We start from the raw sequence: 19,624 nt of genomic DNA, 5'->3' as shown, positions 1-19,624 counted from the left end.
GCTTAAATTTTCAGCCTTGACTAATCAAAGAATAATTCAATTTATTTATACATCATTTTAAAATTCAATTGGTATAACCCATGCAACAGATTATTAATTTTATAATAAGAAACAAAAACTTTTTGTTGTTCTTGTTGCTGTTTGGTTTTTCTCTTTTATTCACCATCCAATCGCACTCTTACCATAAAAGTAAGTTTATTAATTCGGCTAATTTTTTAACTGGTGGCGTTTACAATTCTATAAATAACGTTAGTAGTTATTTCAATTTAAAGTCTCAAAACCAGCTGCTTTCAGAAGAAAATAAACAATTACGATCACTTTTACTCAATAATGGAATTAATGCAGATTCTATTTTTGTTGACAGTCTCATGTTTGGAAAATCATATCGCTTTTATACTTCAAACATTATAAAAAACAGCTACTCATTAAGCAATAATGTTTTAACGCTTAATAAAGGTAAAACCGACAGCATAAAACAAGATTTTGGTGTTATTTCATCAAAGGGTATTATTGGCATTATTGATAAAACAAGTAATAATTATTCCACAGTCATATCCATTTTAAATACCACAAGTAGTATAAGTGCACTATTAAAAAATACAAATCATCTAGGATCATTAATTTGGGATGGAGATTCTTCTGAATTCACACAACTTACAGACATCCCTAAAATTGCTCCTGTTAAAATTGGAGACACTATTATTACATCAGGGCAATCTTCTATTTTTCCAAAAGGCATACCAATTGGTGTTGTTACAGAATTTAAACTCGACCAAGCTGAGAATTATTATGAAATTAATTTAAAGCTGTTTAATGACATGACAAGTGTTGAACATGTTTACATTATTGAAAATGTAAATAAAGAAGAAATTAAAAATTTACTAAGCAATAATTAAATGAATAGTATCTTTTCAATACATACCATCCGATTTATTGCTTTAGTATTCGTACAGGTACTAATATTGAACCATATTAACTTTTTAGGCTATATAAATCCTTACATATACATTCTTTTTATTGCCTTATTTCCTGTAAAAAACAATCGTGTTGTGCTTATCATGCTAAGTTTTCTTTTGGGCATAACCATAGACATGTTTTCAGACACTGGAGGCATTCATGCGGGAGCTTCTGTATTTATAGCCTACATAAGACCTGTAATTTTAAAATCTTCTTTTGGAATGATATATGAGCATCAATCTATAAAATTCAATACTGTAGATTTTGGCTCAAAACTCACTTATTTTACACTACTTACAGTATTACATCACTTTGTTTTATTTTCTTTAGAAATATTTAGCATTTCTAAAATAATTTTCATCTTCCAAAAAACGTTATTCTCAAGTATATTCACTATTATAATAAGTATTGCAGTAACTATAATTTTTACTAGAAAATCCAAATGAGACAATTTTTACTTTTCATTTCTATAATTGCAGTAGGCATTTTGTTTCTTTCAAGACTCTTCTACTTGCAGATATACGATGCGAATAATTATAGTTTGTTTGAAGATAATGCTATTAGAAAAGTTTACGACTATCCCAAACGTGGTTTTGTTTACGACAGAAATGGTAATTTACTTGTAGCTAATCAACCATCTTATGATGTGATGGTTATTCCACGTGAAGTTGAACCTCTAGATACCTTAGAGTTTTGTTCTTTATTAAAAATTGACAAAGAACAATTCATAAAAAAATACAACAAAGCAAAACGCTATTCTCCAAGATTACCCTCGGTATTTGTATCGCATCTATCCAAAGAAGATTATGCCGTTTTGCAAGAGAAAATGCGAAAATTTGATGGGTTTTATATTCAAAAACGTTCTTTGAGAGATTACGAAACCACTATTGGCGCTAATGTATTAGGAGATATTGGCGAGGTTAATAATGACGACATAAAAAGAGACCCCTACTATAAAATGGGAGATTTAAAAGGCAAACAAGGCGTTGAGGTTTCTTACGAAAACACACTCCGAGGCATTAAAGGCATTAAGTTTATTCAAAAAGACAGATTTAATAGAAATATTGGCCCATATAAGGATGGAAAATTTGATACTATTCCTGAACAAGGAAAAGATATTACCATAACTATTGATGCAGAACTTCAAGCTTATGGTGAATTACTCATGCAGAACAAACGCGGGGGAATTATTGCTATTGAGCCTAGTTCTGGCGAAATTCTAGCTATGGTATCTGCGCCATCTTATAACCCAAATTTATTAGTAGGAAGAGAACGCTCTAAAAATTTCACAAAACTTTATTATGACACCATTGCAAAGCCCTTATTTGACAGAAGTTTAAAAGCTCAATATCCCCCTGGCTCACCTTTTAAAGTATTAAATGCCCTAATTGGATTACAAGAAAATGTTGTAACAACCGATGAAAAGTTTGGGTGCAGAATGGGGTATTATTTAGGTAGCAGAAAGCTTACAGGTTGTCATCACCATAGGACACCCCTAAGTATGACAGATGGTATTGCACAATCATGTAATGCTTATTTTGCTAATGTTTACAGACGTATAATTGAAAAATATGAGAATGCCCATGACGGAATGGATGTTTGGAGCAATCATGTAAAAAGTTTTGGTTTAGGTAATTATTTAGGTTACGATTTAAAAATTGGCAACAAAGGTCGTATTCCAGATGGTGATTTTTACGACAAATGGTATGGCAAAAATAGATGGGCTTCAACCTATAACATCTCCAACGCTATTGGGCAGGGTGAAGTGGAAGCCACGCCAATTCAATTAGCAAATATGGTGGCAGCCATAGGGAATAGAGGCTATTTTTACACACCTCACATTATAAAAGCTATTGAGGGTAAAACCATTGACGAAAATTATACAACCCCCAAACATACAACTATTGATAAACAGCATTTTGAACCTATAGTACAGGGTATGTTTGATGTTTTCAACAAAGGTACTGCGGCATCATTACGGGTAAAAGATATTGAGATATGCGGTAAAACAGGAACTGCGGAAAATTTCATAAAGATTGATGGTGAAAAAACCCAATTGACTGACCATTCCATTTTTGTAGCATTCGCCCCAAAAGACAATCCTAAAATAGCTATAGCTGTTTTTGTTGAAAACGGATATTGGGGAAGTCGTTTTGCAGGTAAAGTGGCCAGTTTAATGATTGAAAAGTATATTAAAGGCTCTATCACACGAACAGATTTAGAAGAATGGCTTTTAAAACATAGTTTAGAAGAAGAATATGCTAAACCCTATTCTGGTGAACCTTTTAAAATAAATGGCCAGACGTCGTTACAAATAGTTGAAGAAAAGGAATACCGTAGACTTAAAAAACTCTTAAACACAATTAATAAACCTAATAAATGATGGTTAGGAATACTAACAGACATTTTAAATTCGATTGGATTACTATTATTCTTTTCTTTCTATTAGTTGGGTTTGGCTGGTTAAATATATTATCGGCATCACATGCAGGAGCCACCATAAATTATTTTGATCTCTCGCAACCTTTCGGTAAACAACTTACATTTATTTTTTTAACGTTCATTTTAATTATCCTCTTACTAAGCATAGATGCTAAATTTTACGAACGATTTTCAGGTGTTATTTACATAGTTTCCATGTTGTCATTGGTTGGCCTTTTCCTTTTCGGGAAAACCGTAAACGGTGCTACTTCATGGTATGATATTGGAGGGATGACTTTACAACCCAGTGAATTTGCCAAAATAGCTACAGCACTAGCAGTTGCTAAATATATTAGTGATTTAAACACAAACATCAATTCGTTTAAAGACCAAATACGAACCTTCGCTATCATCATCATTCCAGCCATTTTGGTTTTGCTTCAAAATGATACGGGCAGCACTATTGTTTACGGTGCTTTCTTCTTCGTTTTGTATCGTGAAGGATTACCAAAATATTATTTAACGATTGGTGTTTCTTTTATTATATTATCTGTACTCTCATTAAAATTTGGAGCCACCAAAACGTCTATTCTTGCTTTATTGTTTCTAATTGGTTTTCATTTTTTAAGCAAAAAAAAACTAAAAATATTTCAATCCTTCTTTTTTCTTCTAATAGCTATTGCGCTTTCGTTTGGAGTAAAATTCTTTTATCAGAGTATATTAAAATCGCATCAGCAAGATAGAATTAGCCTTTGGTTGCGTTTAGAAAAAGACCCACAAAAACTTGAGCAAATGAAACGCACTTTTGCTTATAACTTAAATGAATCTGAAAAAGCCATTAGCTCTGGCGGTTTTACGGGTAAAGGTTTTATGGAAGGCACCAGAACAACAGGGAAATTTGTCCCAGAACAACACACTGATTATATTTTTAGTACCGTTGGCGAAGAATGGGGGTTTTTAGGCAGCGCCTTTGTTGTGATTATTTTCGTGTTGCTATTAATACGTATCCTGCATTTAGCTGAACTACAAAAATCACAATTTAGTAGAGTTTATGGTTATGGCGTTGCCTCTATTATTTTCATCCATTTTTTCATTAATATAGGTATGGTTATGGGATTAATTCCAACTATTGGTATTCCGCTACCTATGTTTAGTTATGGTGGCTCTGGCCTTTGGGCATTTACTATTCTAATTTTTATTTTTATTAAATTAGATTCCAACCGAATAAACGAATGGTAGCCGATAATCGGCTTTTAATTATTTCACTCTGATGAAAAATCACGTCTTCTTTATTTTTATTCTGAGCTTAATTGTTGGGTGTTCTAGCACTAAAAATGTTATAAAAAAATCTTTTTCTGCGGAAGAAGTAACATTAATTATGAATGCTGATAGTTTAAAACCTATGCGGGTCTATAAAATTAATAACAAAAAAGATTCTTTACTGTTAAGAGCAAAAAGCAGCTACATAAAACCAAACCCAAAAGATCCCATTTTACAAAATTTTATAAAACGCCTTTATGCTACAGTAAGAGATAGTATGTCTATGGGTGTTGGTATTGCGGCACCTCAAGTTGGTGTTTTAAAAAATATTATTTGGGTGCAACGCTTTGATAAAGAAAACTTTCCTTTTGAAGTGTACTTAAACCCGAAAATTGTGTCTTATTCTGAAAACAAACAAACAATGAAAGAAGGCTGTTTGTCTATTCCAGATAGAACAGAAACACTTAGTAGTCGATCTTTTGCTATCACCATTGAATATGACACTATGAATGCCGAACATAAATCTGAAATTGTAAATAGTTTTACATCCGTTGTTTTTCAACACGAAATAGACCACCTAAATGGTATTTTATATCTGGATCATTTGAAGAAAGATATGCGAGATATTAAACCATAATGCTAACGGGCAACCCTCCCTAGTTATTCAATGTATTTATTGATATACACCTTTTAGTTATCGTCAATTTGAAAAAATTAAATTAATAGAAATGGATATAATAGACAATCACATCAATTACGTTGAATTCAAAGCTAAAAATCTTGAAAAAATAAAAAAATTTTACACCACATCTTTTGATTGGGTTTTTACTGATTATGGGGCAACATATATCGCTTTTTCAGAAAGTGGACTTCAAGGCGGATTTGAAAAAACGGAAAATGAAATTGTAAACGGTGCATTAGTTGTTTTGTATCATAAAAATCTTGACTTGATAAAAAATAAAATCAACGAATCAGGCGGTAAAATTTCAAAAGATATTTTTTCTTTTCCGGGAGGCCGGAGATTTCATTTCATTGACCCAGCAGGAAACGAACTTGCTGTTTGGTCTGACAACTAGATGATTTGCGATTCAGAAAAAAATATAACAAACAAAGCAATTAATATTAAACAAATAAGTCAGGTAACATTATTTAAACATGTGCTACGATATTAAAGCAAGTTATGAAGCTCAACTTAAGAGAGCCAAAAGAAGAGGCGACTTAGCTGCAGTTGAGGAGATTTTGGAAAAACTTATTCCTTTTACAGATTTGCCAATACATCATGCTTCTGGATTTAGTCATCCTGAATTACTCATATACACTGGTGAATCACCTGAATTCCCTTATGTAGCAACTTGGGGGCTTGTGCCTCCTTGGGTAAAAGACGAAGAACAACAGAAAAAGTTTTGGAATAGTACGCTTAATGCGCGAGGAGAAACAATTTTTGAAAAACCTTCTTTTAGACAAGCTGCCAAAACTCACAGATGTATAATCTATATCGATGGATTTTATGAGCATCATCATTTCAATAAAAAAATATATCCATTTTTCATTCAGCGCAAAGATGAAAACCCTATCGCTTTAGCTGGATTGTGGAGCGAGTGGATTAACCCAGAGACGAATGGCAGAATGAATACTTTTACAATTGTCACAGTAGAAGCGAATTCTATGATGACCAAAATCCATAATAACCCAAAAATTAAAGACCCAAGAATGCCATTAATTTTACCAGAAGAACTAGAAGATCAATGGCTGATGTCTATTGATGATGATTTAGACAAACAGCAAATCCAAGATTTGATACAAAGTTATCCAGAAGACAAATTGAAAGCACATACAGTGAGCAAATTACGCGGAAAAGAATACGCAGGAAATGTAAAAACAATTTCAGATTTAGTTGTTTATGAAGACCTTGAATTTTAAGGTTTCCTAATAACGATTAAAAAGTTCTGCTTGCCCAATGATTCCCTTGAAAATACTAAAGATTTTCCTCTGGTTGGTTTTCTTTTACTAATTTAGTTTCTAGCCAAAGTAACTAACCTTAAGTGAACACGTTGTGCTTATAATAAACCAACAAGCAATGATAAGATTCTTTAGAATAATACAACGTAATCTTAAGCTAGAAGGTAAGACAGGAGAGTATTTGAAATATGCAATTAACTAAAAAGAAAATCAAATTTTTAATACATTAGACAATCTAACTCAAATTCTAAATAAAAATGAAAAGAATAACGTTAACACTCGCTCTTGTTATAACAACTCTAACATTTTGTAACGCACAAAAAATTGACATTGAAAAAGTATTTGGAGGTTACAAATACACCCAAAATGATGCCCTTATGTCTATTGGTGATTTAGCATCTGTTATAGAATCTAATACTAAGGCTTTCGAGTTAATTAAAAAAGGAAGAGCAAACCGTAGTTTTGGAGCTATTTTAGGTTTTGCTGGCGGAGGTTTAATTGGATGGCCAATAAGCACTTCAATAGGTGGCGGTGACGCCAATTGGACTTTAGCAGGTATTGGTGCTGGACTATTAATTATTGGAATTCCAATTTCATCACGTGCTAATAAAAAGATTAACCAAGCTGTAGAACTTTATAATGCGTCTTTAAATTCAACTGCAAACCAAAAATTAAAACCTGAATTTATGATTATTGCAAATGCAAACGGTGTTGGATTATCAATGAATTTTTAATACCCATTTAAGAGATTCATGCATTACTTTTTCAACTCAAGTTTCTCAGCAAAATAATCACAAAAATCTTTCATTGTAGCACTCATTTTATCGTCTTGAGTGGCTCTATAAAAGGTATCACTCATAGCTACTAAGGTTTGATGAAAAAACACTTTCATTTCATCCACTGGCATATCTTTTGTCCATAAGTCTATACGCAATGTTTCTTGTGTTTTAGCATCCCAAACTGCAAGCATCATCGCCTTGGCTTCTTCATTAGTTATACCACCATCCTGAGCTGTCCAATGTATTTTTTCTGGCACTCGGTTGTCATCCAATTCTATATTAAGCTCTATTTTAGAAGTAATCGTATCTGCTGCCATTATTTACGTGGTTTAAACTTTGAATTATTGAAAATATCTTCAGTGTTTTTTATTAGCATGTCTTTTAAAGATGCGTCATTCTGCTCCATATAAGCTCGTACTATTTGCCAACCTATATATTGCCCCAATCGCCCGGGAGAATCTGCATCAACACCTTCTAAATAAAACTTAGAAAAAGGAGCAGGGTTTATAAATCTGCGTGGTAATTTTGAATCTGTACTAAACAACAATTCGCGGCTTACTAAAAAACGCCATATATAGCTTTCGTTGGTAATGGCCCAATTTAGTTGGGCTTCAGTATAACCTATGCGTTCTGCTTCCGTTTTAAAAGGCACCATAACATCCTTAAAATATAATAGCTTCCCAAAATAAATCATTTCATCTAGCAAGGTTTTACGCTCTGGATGATAGGTGTATTTTTTTGCGTATTCGTTGGCGAGGTCCACTACAATTTGTGCTTTGTTTAAGTTCGCTTTTAAAAAGTTTGCAATACCTCCGTAAAATTCGTGTGTGCTCCCTAAATAAGAATCTAAAGCTATTACTGTAATAGTATCTGTAACGATTATTCTATTTCTATGATCTACATCATTTGTGGTGGTAATTATTCTTGGCGGACTAAACTCTGGGAAATAATATTTTATATGGTTGAATAACGATTCTATTTCAATTTCAGTGTCTTCAATATTTGCAAACACTTTATCAACTTCATTAAATAATTGAATTTGTAAGGTGTCTTTTGTCTTCGCTAACCAAAATGAATCTGGATATTTTTCAGAAAACATAAATGGATACGCCCTTTTTATATCAGGCAGTTTGTTTGCGGTAACTTGAGCAAATAACCTGTCAAAACGTTCTATTTGCACATCGCTTTTAAGCTTAGCTATTTCATGTTCTAAAGCCTTATCTTTTTTACAAGATACAGCAATCATCACAACTAATAAAAACAATAATATGGGTTTCATAGAAAACTTAAACGACATAAATTTTTATAAATTGAACGTAAGGTTTATTTTTGTTTGCAAAGGTACTATTCTTATACTATTTGTTCTTTAAAATTATTGTAAAAGAACAAATAGTATTAAATATAAATTCATTTAAAATGAAAACAGAAAAAGTTGTAAATCATATCGTAAATTGGCTTAAAGATTATGCTACAAATGCTGGTGTAAATGGTTTTGTAGTTGGGGTTTCTGGAGGAATTGACTCTGCAGTAACTTCTACATTATGTGCCAAAACTGGCCTTAGCGTTTTATGTGTAGAAATGCCTATCCATCAAGCCGAAAGCCATGTTACCAGAGCTCAAGAGCATATTGCACAACTTAAAGACCGTTTTGATAATGTTGATGATACTCGTACCGACTTAACACCCGTTTTTGAGGAGTTTAAAACCGAAATTTTTATGGATGGTGACCAAGCTACAGTAGATATGGCTTTAGCCAACACTCGTGCCAGATTAAGAATGACTACCCTTTACTACTATGCTGGCCTTTATGGATTATTAGTTGCAGGAACAGGAAATAAAGTTGAGGATTTTGGTGTTGGTTTTTATACCAAATATGGTGATGGCGGTGTTGATTTAAGCCCGATTGCAGACTTGTTAAAATCGGAGGTTTATAAAATAGGTGAATTTTTAAAAGTGCCTAAATCTATAATGAAAGCAGCACCAAGTGATGGTTTATTTGGAGATACAAGAAGTGATGAAGACCAAATTGGGGCTTCATACCCAGAACTTGAATGGGCTATGAAAATGGATGACGAAGGAAAAACTGCAGATGCCTTTTCAGGAAGAGAACAAGAGGTGTTTAAAATATACAAACGCTATAACAATTCTAACAAGCATAAGATGATTCCCATTCCAATTTGCGAAATCCCCACTAATTTAGTATAACTATTGCAGATTATTTAAAAAAGTCTTACATTTACGTCAAGCTTACCTCTCACCTTAACTATCTCTCAATTAGTTATTTAAAAAAAAGCTTTTTATTATGATAAAATTATTAATAGCAGACAACCACCCAATTACGAGAAAAGGACTTGAAGTTCTTTTTTCAGCATCGTCCAACATAAAAGTTGTTGGAAGTGTAGATGATGGCGAAGCCATCTTGGATTTTGTAAAGAAAAATCCTGTAGACATTATTTTAACTGAAGCCGATTTCCCAAAATTAAATGGGTTAACTGTTTTACGTTATTTGAAAAATGATTTTCCAGACATTAAAACCATTATTTTAAGCGCACAACCTGAAGAAGTTTATGCCATTAACGCCATTAAAGCTGGCGCTGCTGGTTACATAAACAAATCTGTTAATGTGATTACTATTAATGAAGCCATTTTAAAAGTACATGATGGTGGTATTCATTTAAGCAATGACTTAACTCAGCAACTTGCCTTTGGCACTAGAGTAAATAAAGGCGGTACTTTTTACAAGAAACTTTCTACTAGAGAAGCCGAAGTATTAAAGCTTCTTACTATTGGTAGGAAAAACAAAGAAATTTCTAAGGAATTAGATATTAATGAAAAAACAGTTAGTACTTATAAAGCTAGACTCATGCGAAAGCTTAAGGTTACTAATTTAGTTGATTTAGTTAATCAAGCTAAACTAAGCCAACAAGTATAGTAATTACAATACTCTGTTTAGTTTTCTAGTTAACAACATTTTTAGACCCGAATAGTCTTTTACTTCTTCAAGTATATTTCTATTCGGGTCTATTTTATTTTGTAGCGTTTCTTGCTGAAATTCTTTTACCTTTTGGTCTATTAAAAAGCAACATAAACTTAAAATGGTTTCGCTTACAAGTTGATCTATAGTCTTTGCTTTTTTTTAGGAAAAATATTTATTAGTTACCCAAGAACTAACAATAGTTATAAAACTCTATCCAATTTTCTGGCTAAAAGAGTTTTTAAATTTAAATATTCTTTAACTTCAATAAGCACCTCTTTATTTTGTTTACTCTTATCCGACTGTGTTTCATGCATAAAAACATTAACTTTCTGATCAATTAAAAAACAGCGCAGGCTTAAAATTGTTTGTGACACCAATTGAGTTAACCCTTCTAACTTACCTTTTGTAAAAATATTTTTCCTTTCCCAGTCATCTAAATTATGCTGCTCATCGTTCATTAAGAAAGAAGTCATGCTAGAAGCCAATTCAACATCAACCGTATTAACCAGACTTTTAAGTTTAAAGTTAGGGTTTTGATTTAATTTATCTATAATCGTATAATACAATACTTTAAATCGCTCATTAGAAAACTCCATTTCATCATCCTGCAAATCTAAGAATACTTTTTCAAACACCTTAGCTTGCTGAATTACGGGTTCCAAAGCTAGTTCTCCTTTATCATTCTCTTTTAAAACTAAATCTTCAAAATCCTCTTCTATATTACCATAAAGTAAAAGTATCTCAATGATTTGACGCTCTAAAACATCCTGTCTATCAACTTTTTCAACAGGTTGTTGATGCTTAATAACTTCAAAAGCCTTTTGTTTTTTTTGATATTGTTTGTTTTCTTCTTGAGATTCTTTTTTAATTATTTGAGCCAAAGTACTAAACAGTACTTCCTCACTTATATCCATGATTCTGGCACATTCCTGAATATAAATTTCTTTTTTAATACGGTCAGGAATTTTTGAAATACTGTTAACAATATCTCTAACTGTTTCGGCTTTCTTTATCGGGTCATTTTTAGAGTCTTCAAACAATATAGAAGCCTTAAACTGAATAAAGTCTTTGGCATTGTCGTTTAAATATATAGCTAACTCCTCTAAAGTATTTTGTTTGGCAAAACTATCAGGATCTTCACCTTCTGGAAAAGTGCAGACTTTAACATTCATGCCTTGTTCCAAAATTAAATCTATACCACGAAGCGATGCGCGCATACCAGCAGCATCTCCATCAAAAAGTACGGTGATGTTTTTTGTAAGTCGGTTTATAAGTCTTATCTGTTCAGAAGTTAAAGCCGTTCCTGAAGAAGACACGACATTATGTATTCCTGTTTGATGAAACTGAATGACATCCGTATAACCTTCAACCAAATAACAATTATCTTCTTTAGCTATACTTTGTTTTGCATTATAAATGCCATACAATACTTTACTTTTATGGTAAATATTACTCTCTGGTGAGTTTACATATTTAGCAGCTTTTTTATCGGCTATAAGAATACGTCCGCCATAACCCAAAACGCGCCCACTCATACTTTTTATAGGGAACATAACGCGCCCCTTAAACCTGTCAAAGCGTTTATCTTCCTTTACAATGGTAAGCCCGGTTTTTTGCAAAAAATCAATATTATAGCCTTGTTTTAAAGCCTCATCTGTAAACGCTTGCCATTGGTTTAAGGAATATCCTAAATCGAACTTTTTAATAGTTTCTTCAGTAAAACCACGTTCTTTAAAATAGCTTAATCCTATTGATTTTCCTTGGTCGGTTTTATGCAATACCTTTTGAAAATAAGTGCTAGCAAATTCGCTAACCAAATATAAACTCTCACGTTCGTTTGCTTTTTCCTTTTGTTCAGAAGATTGTTCGGTTTCCTCTATTTCAATATTGTACTTTTTAGCCAGATATCTTATAGCTTCAGGATACGTAAAATGTTCATGCTCCATTAAAAAAGACACCGCAGTGCCACCTTTCCCTGTAGAGAAATCTTTCCAGATTTGTTTTACTGGCGATACCATAAAACTTGGTGAGCGCTCATCACTAAACGGGCTTAAGCCTTTAAAGTTACTACCTGCTTTTTTAAGCTGAACAAAATCACCAATTACCTCCTCTACTCGGGCGGTTTCAAATACTTGATCGATGGATGATGGTGATATCAAAACAGAATGATTTTGTGGAATGTAAAAGTAAGATAAAATAATACATTCTTCAATATATAAAACTCTTGTAGTTTATTAAATGAAATCTTTTGATTATCTAATCTCAATTGTAGTATATTACATTAATAAATTATTATTATTATTATTATGAAATTAAATTTATTGTCTTGTGATGCTCAGAGGCCAGATAGAAGAGCAATCGCCAATTGTATTGCAGAGATTTCATCTAACATTGATGCATCATTGTCTAATGAACTTACAGATATGCTCTTAGAAGGAGACGCTGTAGATATTGAAGTGGAAGATAAAAACTCTGGTTCTGCTTTAAGAGTGTTACGAAAACTAAATATTGACTACGAAATTATAGAATGAACCAAAACATCAAAAAAATATTAAAACATTAAAAAGCCGAAAATGATTTTTCGGTTTTTTTAGTACATTAAGTATAGTTTTTTGTTTAATTAGTGTCTGGACGGAAACACAGCAAAATTAAATTTGTTTCTTTTTGCGCCCTATCAGTTTATTTTTAATCGCTTGATACTAAGGTGTCAACTCATAAAAACTAAACAAAAATGACATCAAAAATAATTCAAATTATAAAAATCGTCTGTTTCCGTCTAGACACTAATTAGTTTTAAACTTTCTTTAATCCACATCAAATCTAACGCCTACAGAAATATTATTTTGGTCTATTACCTGGTCTTTAAAAATGGGTGATAAATCGTATTTAACATATAATGCAATATCATCAATAGCAATATACCCGCTTAAACCGTAAACCAAATTTGTGGTGTTAAATCCACGTTTTTGTTTGTCTTTAATACGCTCACCATCCAATTCATATTTCAATTTTTGACGTGTGCCAATATTAAAACCAGCATAACCCCCTAATCCAATTTTGAATTTATTATCGGTTGAGTATCTAAAATAGGAGTCCTTATCTATTCTTTTTGATGGCCCAAGTTCAAAATGTAAAGGAAACACCAAATTTGTTATAGACAATTTAGATTTTTTTAGGTTTTCAGGAAATTCTTCTAACACGGTTTGGTCGCCTTGTTTAACAAAGTACATATTATCTTTAGGCTTTAAGCCATTAATTTGAACCGAATACCCATATTTTAATCTTAAAAAATTTGAGTTTTTAAACACTCTTGTTTTCCACGCCCAACCTATTTCAAAAAAACGAGAACCTCCAAACTTATATGGCGAATTATCTAAATTATCTCCTTCTACAATAGCATTATTTAAACCAAAGGCTAAAACCAAATCGGTAGTGGTACGTACATCGTATTTTTTAGGTTTGTTTTTTTTACCATTAATGTTAAAGCCTGCAAAACTACCTTCTTCTCCAATACTAAAACCAACTTTATCTGTTTCTTCTTCATTAGCAATAGTATAACCATCTTCGTTTCGTTCTAAAAGTTCAATTTTATTATTAACAATAGTGATTCTATTTTCAATGTTTAAGGCTCTTTTTTGAGCCGCTTCTTTCTTAAGTTTCTCTGCTTCTACATTAGTAATATCTCCATTTTCCAAACGGAGATTAATGGCCTCTACTTCTGTTTTTAAAAAAGACTTTTCTTCTTCCTTTATACGCTCTTTAATTGTCTTTAATTCTTCGATTTTATGTTTGTTATTCTCATTTTGAATCGTGTCTTGCGCATTGATTAACTGCACAATTAAACACAGCACCACTAGCGCTAAATACTTTGTAATAGTTTGCATAACTGTTCGTTTTTTGACCCATAATGGGCATTAATGAATGATTTGATGATTTTATTCAGTACGTGTTAATAATCAATTGAATGCTCTTAATGAGATCCTCATCTTCACGAGGATTTAATCATTACGTTGGGCAACTGCAGTTTTTACCGATTTATAACTTGATTTTAAGGCTTCAAAAACCTTACTTCTGAACGATTGATCTAACTCTGCTTCAACGTCTTGAAGTAAGGCAATAGCGTCAACCACACCAGTAGTTCCATTATATAATCTATTCAGCATAATTTCTTTCTGAGCTTCTTCTAGCAATGCTTCAATATCTGCATCGGTAATTACTTTGTTTTCATTTTTCAGGTACTGAACTTGAGCAACAACATCTTGTATTTTTTGCTCTTCAAAAGTTACAGGCTTTTTAGGTAATTCAGCAGTAGCTGCTATTGCGTTAGTTTTTTCTTTTGAAATAATTTTACGTTCATTCACTGATGCAACAAATGCTTTCTTTTCTTTGGGGCTAACTAGTTTAAGGGTTTCAATTTTTTTAGTCGTTTCTTTTCCAACTTTTACATTAGCGTCCTTAACATCTACAAATATTTCATTTTCAGTAGCTATTATATTTGTTTCTTTTTCCTGAATAATTTCTTGTGTATCTACTATTTTTGGAGCATCTTTTACTTGAGTTTCATTATTTAAAAATTGTGACACAATAAATAAAACACCAACTATACTAGCTGCTAAACCAAGCCACCAATATGGCTTTTTATTATTCTTTTTATCTTGATTATCTAAACGCTCAGACAATTTATCCCAAGCATCAGTTGATGGCTTTAACCTCCTTTCATCAAGCTTATTCTTTATATTGTTTTCAAAATTAATTGGTGCCATAACTTAATTTATTTAATTTTTTAATCTTTTCCTGAAGCATTTTACGTGCTTTAAATAGCTGAGACTTTGATGTGCCTTCAGTAATTTTAAGCAACTCTGCAATTTCATGGTGCTTATAACCTTCAATGGCATACATTACAAATACCATTCTATAACCTTCTGGCAATGCATCTATTAATTGTTGAATTTCGGCAACTTCAATATCTGTTTTTATATTATTAGAATAGTCATTTTTATATTCTATCACCTCAACCGGGAACTCAATATGTTTTTCCTGTCTTAAAAAAGAAATAGATTCTCTAACCATTATTCGCCTTATCCAACCTTCAAAACTTCCTTCATTTTTAAAGCTTTTTAAGTTTGTGAAGACTTTAAAAAACCCATTAAGCATGGCTTCTTCCGCCTTATGAATATCTTTAATATAATACCTGCAAATACTCAACATTTTTGGAGCATGCATTTCAAATAAAACGTGTTGAGCTTCACGATTATTTTTAATCGCTTTTTTTATCAAAACGGATTCGTTTTTATGCAACTGAATAACTTTCAAAAATGGATTTATCTGGTGATTTCTATTGTTTTTCATCGGTCAGATTTAACATTCATTTAATTATTCTCTCTACATTGAAAATTTATATATGAATGTTTCACTTAGCCTTCTATTTATAAAGACGCAAATTTCATGCAAAGGGTTGCCTGAGCGTATTATTTTTTTCTATCAATCACGTAATTCACCATAAGTTCAAGTGAATTTTTATAATCAGAATCAGGATATGTTTTGAGCAACTGTAGGGCTTCTTCTTGAAAGGCTTTCATTTTATTTACGGCATAATCTAAACCGCCATTATCTTTAACAAAAGCAATAACTTCTTTAACACGTTTAGTGTCTTTGTTATGATTTTTAACAGAATTAATAAGCCACTTCTTATCTTTTTTCGACGCTTGATTTAAAACGTGAATTAAAGGTAAGGTCATTTTCTGCTCTTTAATATCTATACCCGTTGGCTTACCAATTTGTGTATTGCCGTAATCAAACAAATCATCTTTTATTTGAAATGCCATACCAATTAACTCTCCAAACTTACGCATAGACTCTACATGCAGTGATTCTGGTTTTACTGAAGCGGCACCCAAACTACAACAAGCTGCTATTAAGGTTGCTGTTTTTTGACGGATAATTTCATAGTAAATAGCTTCAGTAATATCTAATTTGCGTGCTTTTTCAATTTGAAGTAATTCGCCTTCGCTCATTTCGCGTACGGCTATTGAAATGATTTTAAGTAAATCAAAATCGTTATTATCAATAGATAGCAGCAAGCCTTTTGAGAGCAGAAAATCGCCAATTAAAACCGCTATTTTATTTTTCCATAGGGCATTTACTGAGAAAAATCCTCTTCTGCGATTACTGTCATCAACGACATCGTCATGCACTAATGTTGCCGTATGAATCAATTCTATTACTGATGCCCCTCTATAAGTACGTTCGCTCACCTCGCCATTAGAAACCATTTTAGCGACTAGAAAAACAAACATAGGTCGCATTTGTTTCCCTTTTCGGTTAACAATGTAATGCGTAATTCTGTTTAATAAAGCGACTTTACTAGACATAGAAAGCAGGAACTTTTGCTCGAAAAGGTCCATTTCATAGCCTATAGGTTTCTTTATTTGTTCTACTACTTTCAATTGATTGGTTTAAGGAAGTTCAAATATACTATTTCAAGTACAATGTATTAAAACTTATCTCTATTTAATCATATTGTCCGATTAAAGATAAAAGACCGCTACGCTGCTAGAATCAAGAACAAAGACTTGATTCTAACTAATTGAAAAACAGTATAAAACTTATTATCCTTTTTTTTACATCATGATTTCTAAAAACTAGAAATCCTAATTTTAAACCTCTATAAACCCAACAAAATCAGTGCCTTAGGCTAATAAAAAATATTTTAACCGGAAAGCAGTAATATTTAATAATGGATTCCTGCCCCTGCCTGACGGCAGGCAGGTTCGCGGGAATGACAATAAAATTAACTTTTATTAGCTAATTGTCCGCATGCCGCATCAATATCTTTACCTCTGCTTAGTCTTACGGTAACCGTTATATTATTTTCTTCAAGGACTTTTACATACATATCTATAGCACTAGAATGGGCTTGTTGGAACTCGCCATCATCAATAGGGTTATACTCAATAATATTTACTTTACTAGGTGCGAATTTGCAGAATTCAACCAACGCCTCTACATCTTTTAGTTTATCATTTATACCATCCCAAACGACATACTCATAGGTAATTCTGTTTTTGGTTTTTGCATACCAATATTCCAACGCTTCTCTTAAATCATTAAGTGGAAAGGTAGCGTTGAACGGCATAATAGAAGTTCGTATCTCATCAATAGCAGAATGTAATGACACGGCGAGTTTAAACTTAACATCGTCGTCTGCCATTTTTTTAATGATCTTAGGCACGCCTGATGTTGAAACTACAATACGTTTAGGAGACATTCCTAATCCTTCTGGTGATGTTATTTTATCGATGGCTTTAATAACGTTATTATAGTTCATGAGTGGTTCGCCCATGCCCATGAACACGATATTGCTTAATGGTCTATTATGGTATAAACGGCTTTCATTATCGATAGCTACAACTTGGTCGTATATTTCGTCAGGGTTTAGATTACGCATGCGCTTTAATCGTGATGTTGCACAAAACTTACAATCTAAACTACACCCTACTTGACTAGATACACAAGCTGTGGTTCTGGTTTTGGTTGGTATTAAAACGGATTCAACAATTAAATCGTCATGTAAGCGTACGGCATTTTTTATGGTACCATCTGAACTACGCTGCATTTGATCAACCTTGATATGATTGATAACAAAGTTATCTTCCAGCATTTGGCGGGTTTCTTTTGAGATACTCGTCATGTCCGAAAAAGTGTGTGCTGATTTTTGCCACAACCACTCATACACTTGATTACCTCGAAATGCTTTATCGCCTTCTTTTACAAAGAAATCTCTCAGCTGTTCTTTGGTTAATGCGCGTATGTCTTTTTTCTTGATTTCCATTATTAATCCCATTTATTATTTAGATGTATCACAATAAAATGCCCTTTTTCCCTTTCTATTTCATCATAAAAAGAAACCGTAGTTTCAGCTATGCTTGATTTCTATGATTCATATAAAGAAAAAAATCACCATTTTCTTAATATAATACTTCCAAACAACAACTGGTATTTTGCAAAAATAAGGAAAGGATTTTCTAATTATGAATTATGAATTGATAATTATGATTGGCACACGTAACTCGCATTAGGGATTGAACGGTATGTTTGAGCTCGCCGACGTAGGAGGAAGCGAGTAGTGAAAGCCCGACCTTTAGGTAATGCACTAAAAATTTATAAAAAAGTCCCGTTAAAACGGGACTCATTATTATTTGGAATATTTTGTGATTATATGATTAACATAGCATCACCATAGCTATAGAATTTGTAACCTTCTTTGATAGCTTCATCATAAGCACGCTTAATAAAATCGTGACCTGCAAATGCTGCAACCATCATCAATAACGTTGATTTTGGTGTGTGAAAATTAGTTATCATAGCGTTTGGAATAGTAAATTCGTAAGGAGGAAAAATGAATTTATTAGTCCATCCATCATATTCATTTAGCTGCCCGCCTGTGGACACCGCACTTTCTATGGCACGAACCGCAGTGGTTCCTACAGCACAAATACGTCGCTTTTCTTTAAGGGCTGTGTTAACAATTTCAACTGCTTTTGCTTCAATTGTGAGTTCTTCGCTATCCATTTTATGTTTAGATAAATCTTCAACCTCAACCGGGTTAAATGTTCCTAAACCAACGTGTAATGTTACCTCAGCGAAATTAACACCTTTAATTTCTAAACGCTTTAATAGGTGTTTTGAAAAGTGCAGTCCAGCAGTTGGTGCCGCAACAGCGCCTTCATTTTTAGCAAAAATAGTTTGGTAGCGCGCTTCATCTGATGGCTCTACATCTCTTTTTATGTATTTAGGTAATGGTGTTTGTCCTAATTCGCTCAATTTTATACGAAATTCTCTGTATGATCCATCATACAAAAAACGTAGTGTACGCCCTCTAGAAGTTGTATTATCTATAACTTCTGCTACTAAGGTATCATCATCACCAAAATAAAGTTTGTTTCCAATTCTTATTTTACGAGCAGGATCTACCAAGACATCCCAAAGACGTTGTTCTTCGTTTAGTTCTCTTAATAAAAACACCTCTATTCTAGCGCCAGTTTTTTCTTTGTTACCATAGAGTCTTGCAGGAAATACTTTAGTGTTATTTAAAACTAAAACGTCATCCTCGTTAAAATAATCGATGATATCCTTAAACATTTTATGTTCAATGGTTTGCTCTTTTCTGTTCAAAACCATTAAACGTGATTCATCTCTATGTTCTGCAGGATATTCTGCTAATAATTCTTCCGGTAATTCGAAACCGAAGTGTGATAATTTCATACGTGTC

At 32.6% G+C, this 19,624-nt stretch carries 20 protein-coding genes; 11 read left to right on the top strand and 9 right to left on the bottom strand.

Going from position 1 to position 19,624, the window contains the following annotated elements; all coding sequences use genetic code 11:
- The first annotated feature begins 80 nt into the window (after positions 1–80).
- The 8 genes from mreC to AAC024_RS00675 all read left to right on the top strand — a co-directional run bounded on the left by mreC (position 81) and on the right by AAC024_RS00675 (position 7,331).
- Complete coding sequence (gene mreC / locus AAC024_RS00710; protein WP_339893194.1) at positions 81–896, top strand: rod shape-determining protein MreC; 816 nt, start codon at positions 81–83, stop codon at positions 894–896.
- A complete protein-coding gene (locus AAC024_RS00705) occupies positions 897–1,403 on the top strand; it encodes a rod shape-determining protein MreD (protein ID WP_339893193.1) in 507 nt (168 codons plus the stop codon).
- Entirely contained in the window at positions 1,400–3,340 is a 1,941-nt protein-coding gene (gene mrdA, locus AAC024_RS00700) for a penicillin-binding protein 2 (protein ID WP_339893192.1), read from the top strand. The genes AAC024_RS00705 and mrdA overlap by 4 nt, the downstream gene beginning before the upstream one ends.
- Positions 3,340–4,617, top strand: coding sequence for a rod shape-determining protein RodA (gene rodA / locus AAC024_RS00695; RefSeq protein WP_339893251.1), 1,278 nt, complete (start codon positions 3,340–3,342; stop codon positions 4,615–4,617). Before mrdA ends, rodA begins: the two co-directional genes overlap by 1 nt.
- Before the next feature lie 31 nt (positions 4,618–4,648).
- Positions 4,649–5,275 (top strand): peptide deformylase, encoded by a 627-nt coding sequence (gene def / locus AAC024_RS00690; RefSeq protein ID WP_339893191.1) that lies wholly within the window; start codon positions 4,649–4,651, stop codon positions 5,273–5,275.
- 91 nt (positions 5,276–5,366) lie between these two features.
- Complete coding sequence (locus AAC024_RS00685; RefSeq protein ID WP_339893190.1) at positions 5,367–5,714, top strand: VOC family protein; 348 nt, start codon at positions 5,367–5,369, stop codon at positions 5,712–5,714.
- Between the two features lie 79 nt (positions 5,715–5,793).
- Entirely contained in the window at positions 5,794–6,558 is a 765-nt protein-coding gene (locus tag AAC024_RS00680) for an SOS response-associated peptidase (RefSeq protein ID WP_339893189.1), read from the top strand.
- 296 nt (positions 6,559–6,854) lie between these two features.
- The gene (locus AAC024_RS00675) at positions 6,855–7,331 is read left to right on the top strand and encodes a hypothetical protein (protein WP_339893187.1); all 477 of its coding nucleotides are present in this window, start codon (positions 6,855–6,857) and stop codon (positions 7,329–7,331) included.
- Between the two features lie 23 nt (positions 7,332–7,354).
- Here AAC024_RS00675 and gldC read toward each other — a convergent pair whose 3' ends face one another.
- Together gldC and gldB are read right to left on the bottom strand one after the other, a co-directional pair.
- Positions 7,355–7,693 (bottom strand): gliding motility protein GldC, encoded by a 339-nt coding sequence (gene gldC, locus AAC024_RS00670; protein ID WP_339893186.1) that lies wholly within the window; start codon positions 7,691–7,693, stop codon positions 7,355–7,357.
- Positions 7,693–8,655, bottom strand: coding sequence for a gliding motility lipoprotein GldB (gene gldB / locus AAC024_RS00665; RefSeq protein ID WP_339893185.1), 963 nt, complete (start codon positions 8,653–8,655; stop codon positions 7,693–7,695). The genes gldC and gldB overlap by 1 nt, the downstream gene beginning before the upstream one ends.
- Before the next feature lie 137 nt (positions 8,656–8,792).
- Between gldB and nadE the strand changes: the two genes are divergently transcribed.
- Together nadE and AAC024_RS00655 are read left to right on the top strand one after the other, a co-directional pair.
- Positions 8,793–9,581, top strand: a complete 789-nt coding sequence (gene nadE, locus AAC024_RS00660; protein ID WP_339893183.1) for an NAD(+) synthase — start codon at positions 8,793–8,795, stop codon at positions 9,579–9,581.
- 97 nt (positions 9,582–9,678) lie between these two features.
- Positions 9,679–10,308 (top strand): response regulator transcription factor, encoded by a 630-nt coding sequence (locus AAC024_RS00655; RefSeq protein ID WP_339893181.1) that lies wholly within the window; start codon positions 9,679–9,681, stop codon positions 10,306–10,308.
- A gap of 245 nt (positions 10,309–10,553) precedes the next feature.
- Here AAC024_RS00655 and dnaG read toward each other — a convergent pair whose 3' ends face one another.
- Positions 10,554–12,512: a DNA primase gene (gene dnaG, locus AAC024_RS00650; RefSeq protein WP_339893180.1), complete on the bottom strand. Its 1,959-nt coding sequence runs from the start codon at positions 12,510–12,512 to the stop codon at positions 10,554–10,556.
- A 147-nt stretch (positions 12,513–12,659) separates the two neighbouring features.
- Here dnaG and AAC024_RS00645 point away from each other — a divergent pair, with 147 nt between their 5' ends.
- Positions 12,660–12,884 (top strand): hypothetical protein, encoded by a 225-nt coding sequence (locus tag AAC024_RS00645; RefSeq protein WP_339893179.1) that lies wholly within the window; start codon positions 12,660–12,662, stop codon positions 12,882–12,884.
- Positions 12,885–13,157: 273 nt separating this feature from the next.
- On the opposite strand, the gene AAC024_RS00640 is transcribed toward AAC024_RS00645, so the two are convergent.
- The 6 genes from AAC024_RS00640 to queA all read right to left on the bottom strand — a co-directional run bounded on the left by AAC024_RS00640 (position 13,158) and on the right by queA (position 19,617).
- Entirely contained in the window at positions 13,158–14,237 is a 1,080-nt protein-coding gene (locus AAC024_RS00640; RefSeq protein WP_339893178.1) for a hypothetical protein, read from the bottom strand.
- A 114-nt stretch (positions 14,238–14,351) separates the two neighbouring features.
- Positions 14,352–15,116 (bottom strand): hypothetical protein, encoded by a 765-nt coding sequence (locus tag AAC024_RS00635; protein ID WP_339893177.1) that lies wholly within the window; start codon positions 15,114–15,116, stop codon positions 14,352–14,354.
- Complete coding sequence (locus tag AAC024_RS00630; protein WP_339893176.1) at positions 15,103–15,702, bottom strand: RNA polymerase sigma factor; 600 nt, start codon at positions 15,700–15,702, stop codon at positions 15,103–15,105. Before AAC024_RS00630 ends, AAC024_RS00635 begins: the two co-directional genes overlap by 14 nt.
- Before the next feature lie 119 nt (positions 15,703–15,821).
- Entirely contained in the window at positions 15,822–16,799 is a 978-nt protein-coding gene (locus AAC024_RS00625; protein ID WP_339893175.1) for a polyprenyl synthetase family protein, read from the bottom strand.
- Between the two features lie 344 nt (positions 16,800–17,143).
- Positions 17,144–18,184, bottom strand: a complete 1,041-nt coding sequence (gene rlmN, locus AAC024_RS00620; RefSeq protein ID WP_339893174.1) for a 23S rRNA (adenine(2503)-C(2))-methyltransferase RlmN — start codon at positions 18,182–18,184, stop codon at positions 17,144–17,146.
- Between the two features lie 383 nt (positions 18,185–18,567).
- Complete coding sequence (gene queA / locus AAC024_RS00615) at positions 18,568–19,617, bottom strand: tRNA preQ1(34) S-adenosylmethionine ribosyltransferase-isomerase QueA (RefSeq protein ID WP_339893250.1); 1,050 nt, start codon at positions 19,615–19,617, stop codon at positions 18,568–18,570.
- Between the last annotated feature and the right edge of the window lie 7 nt (positions 19,618–19,624).

Origin of the sequence: uncultured Algibacter sp. (genome assembly GCF_963976535.1) — a bacterium.
In the GTDB taxonomy this organism is placed as follows: domain Bacteria; phylum Bacteroidota; class Bacteroidia; order Flavobacteriales; family Flavobacteriaceae; genus Algibacter_B.
The sequence above is the reverse complement of the archived record's forward strand: the minus strand, read 5'-3'. Positions and strand labels throughout refer to the sequence as shown.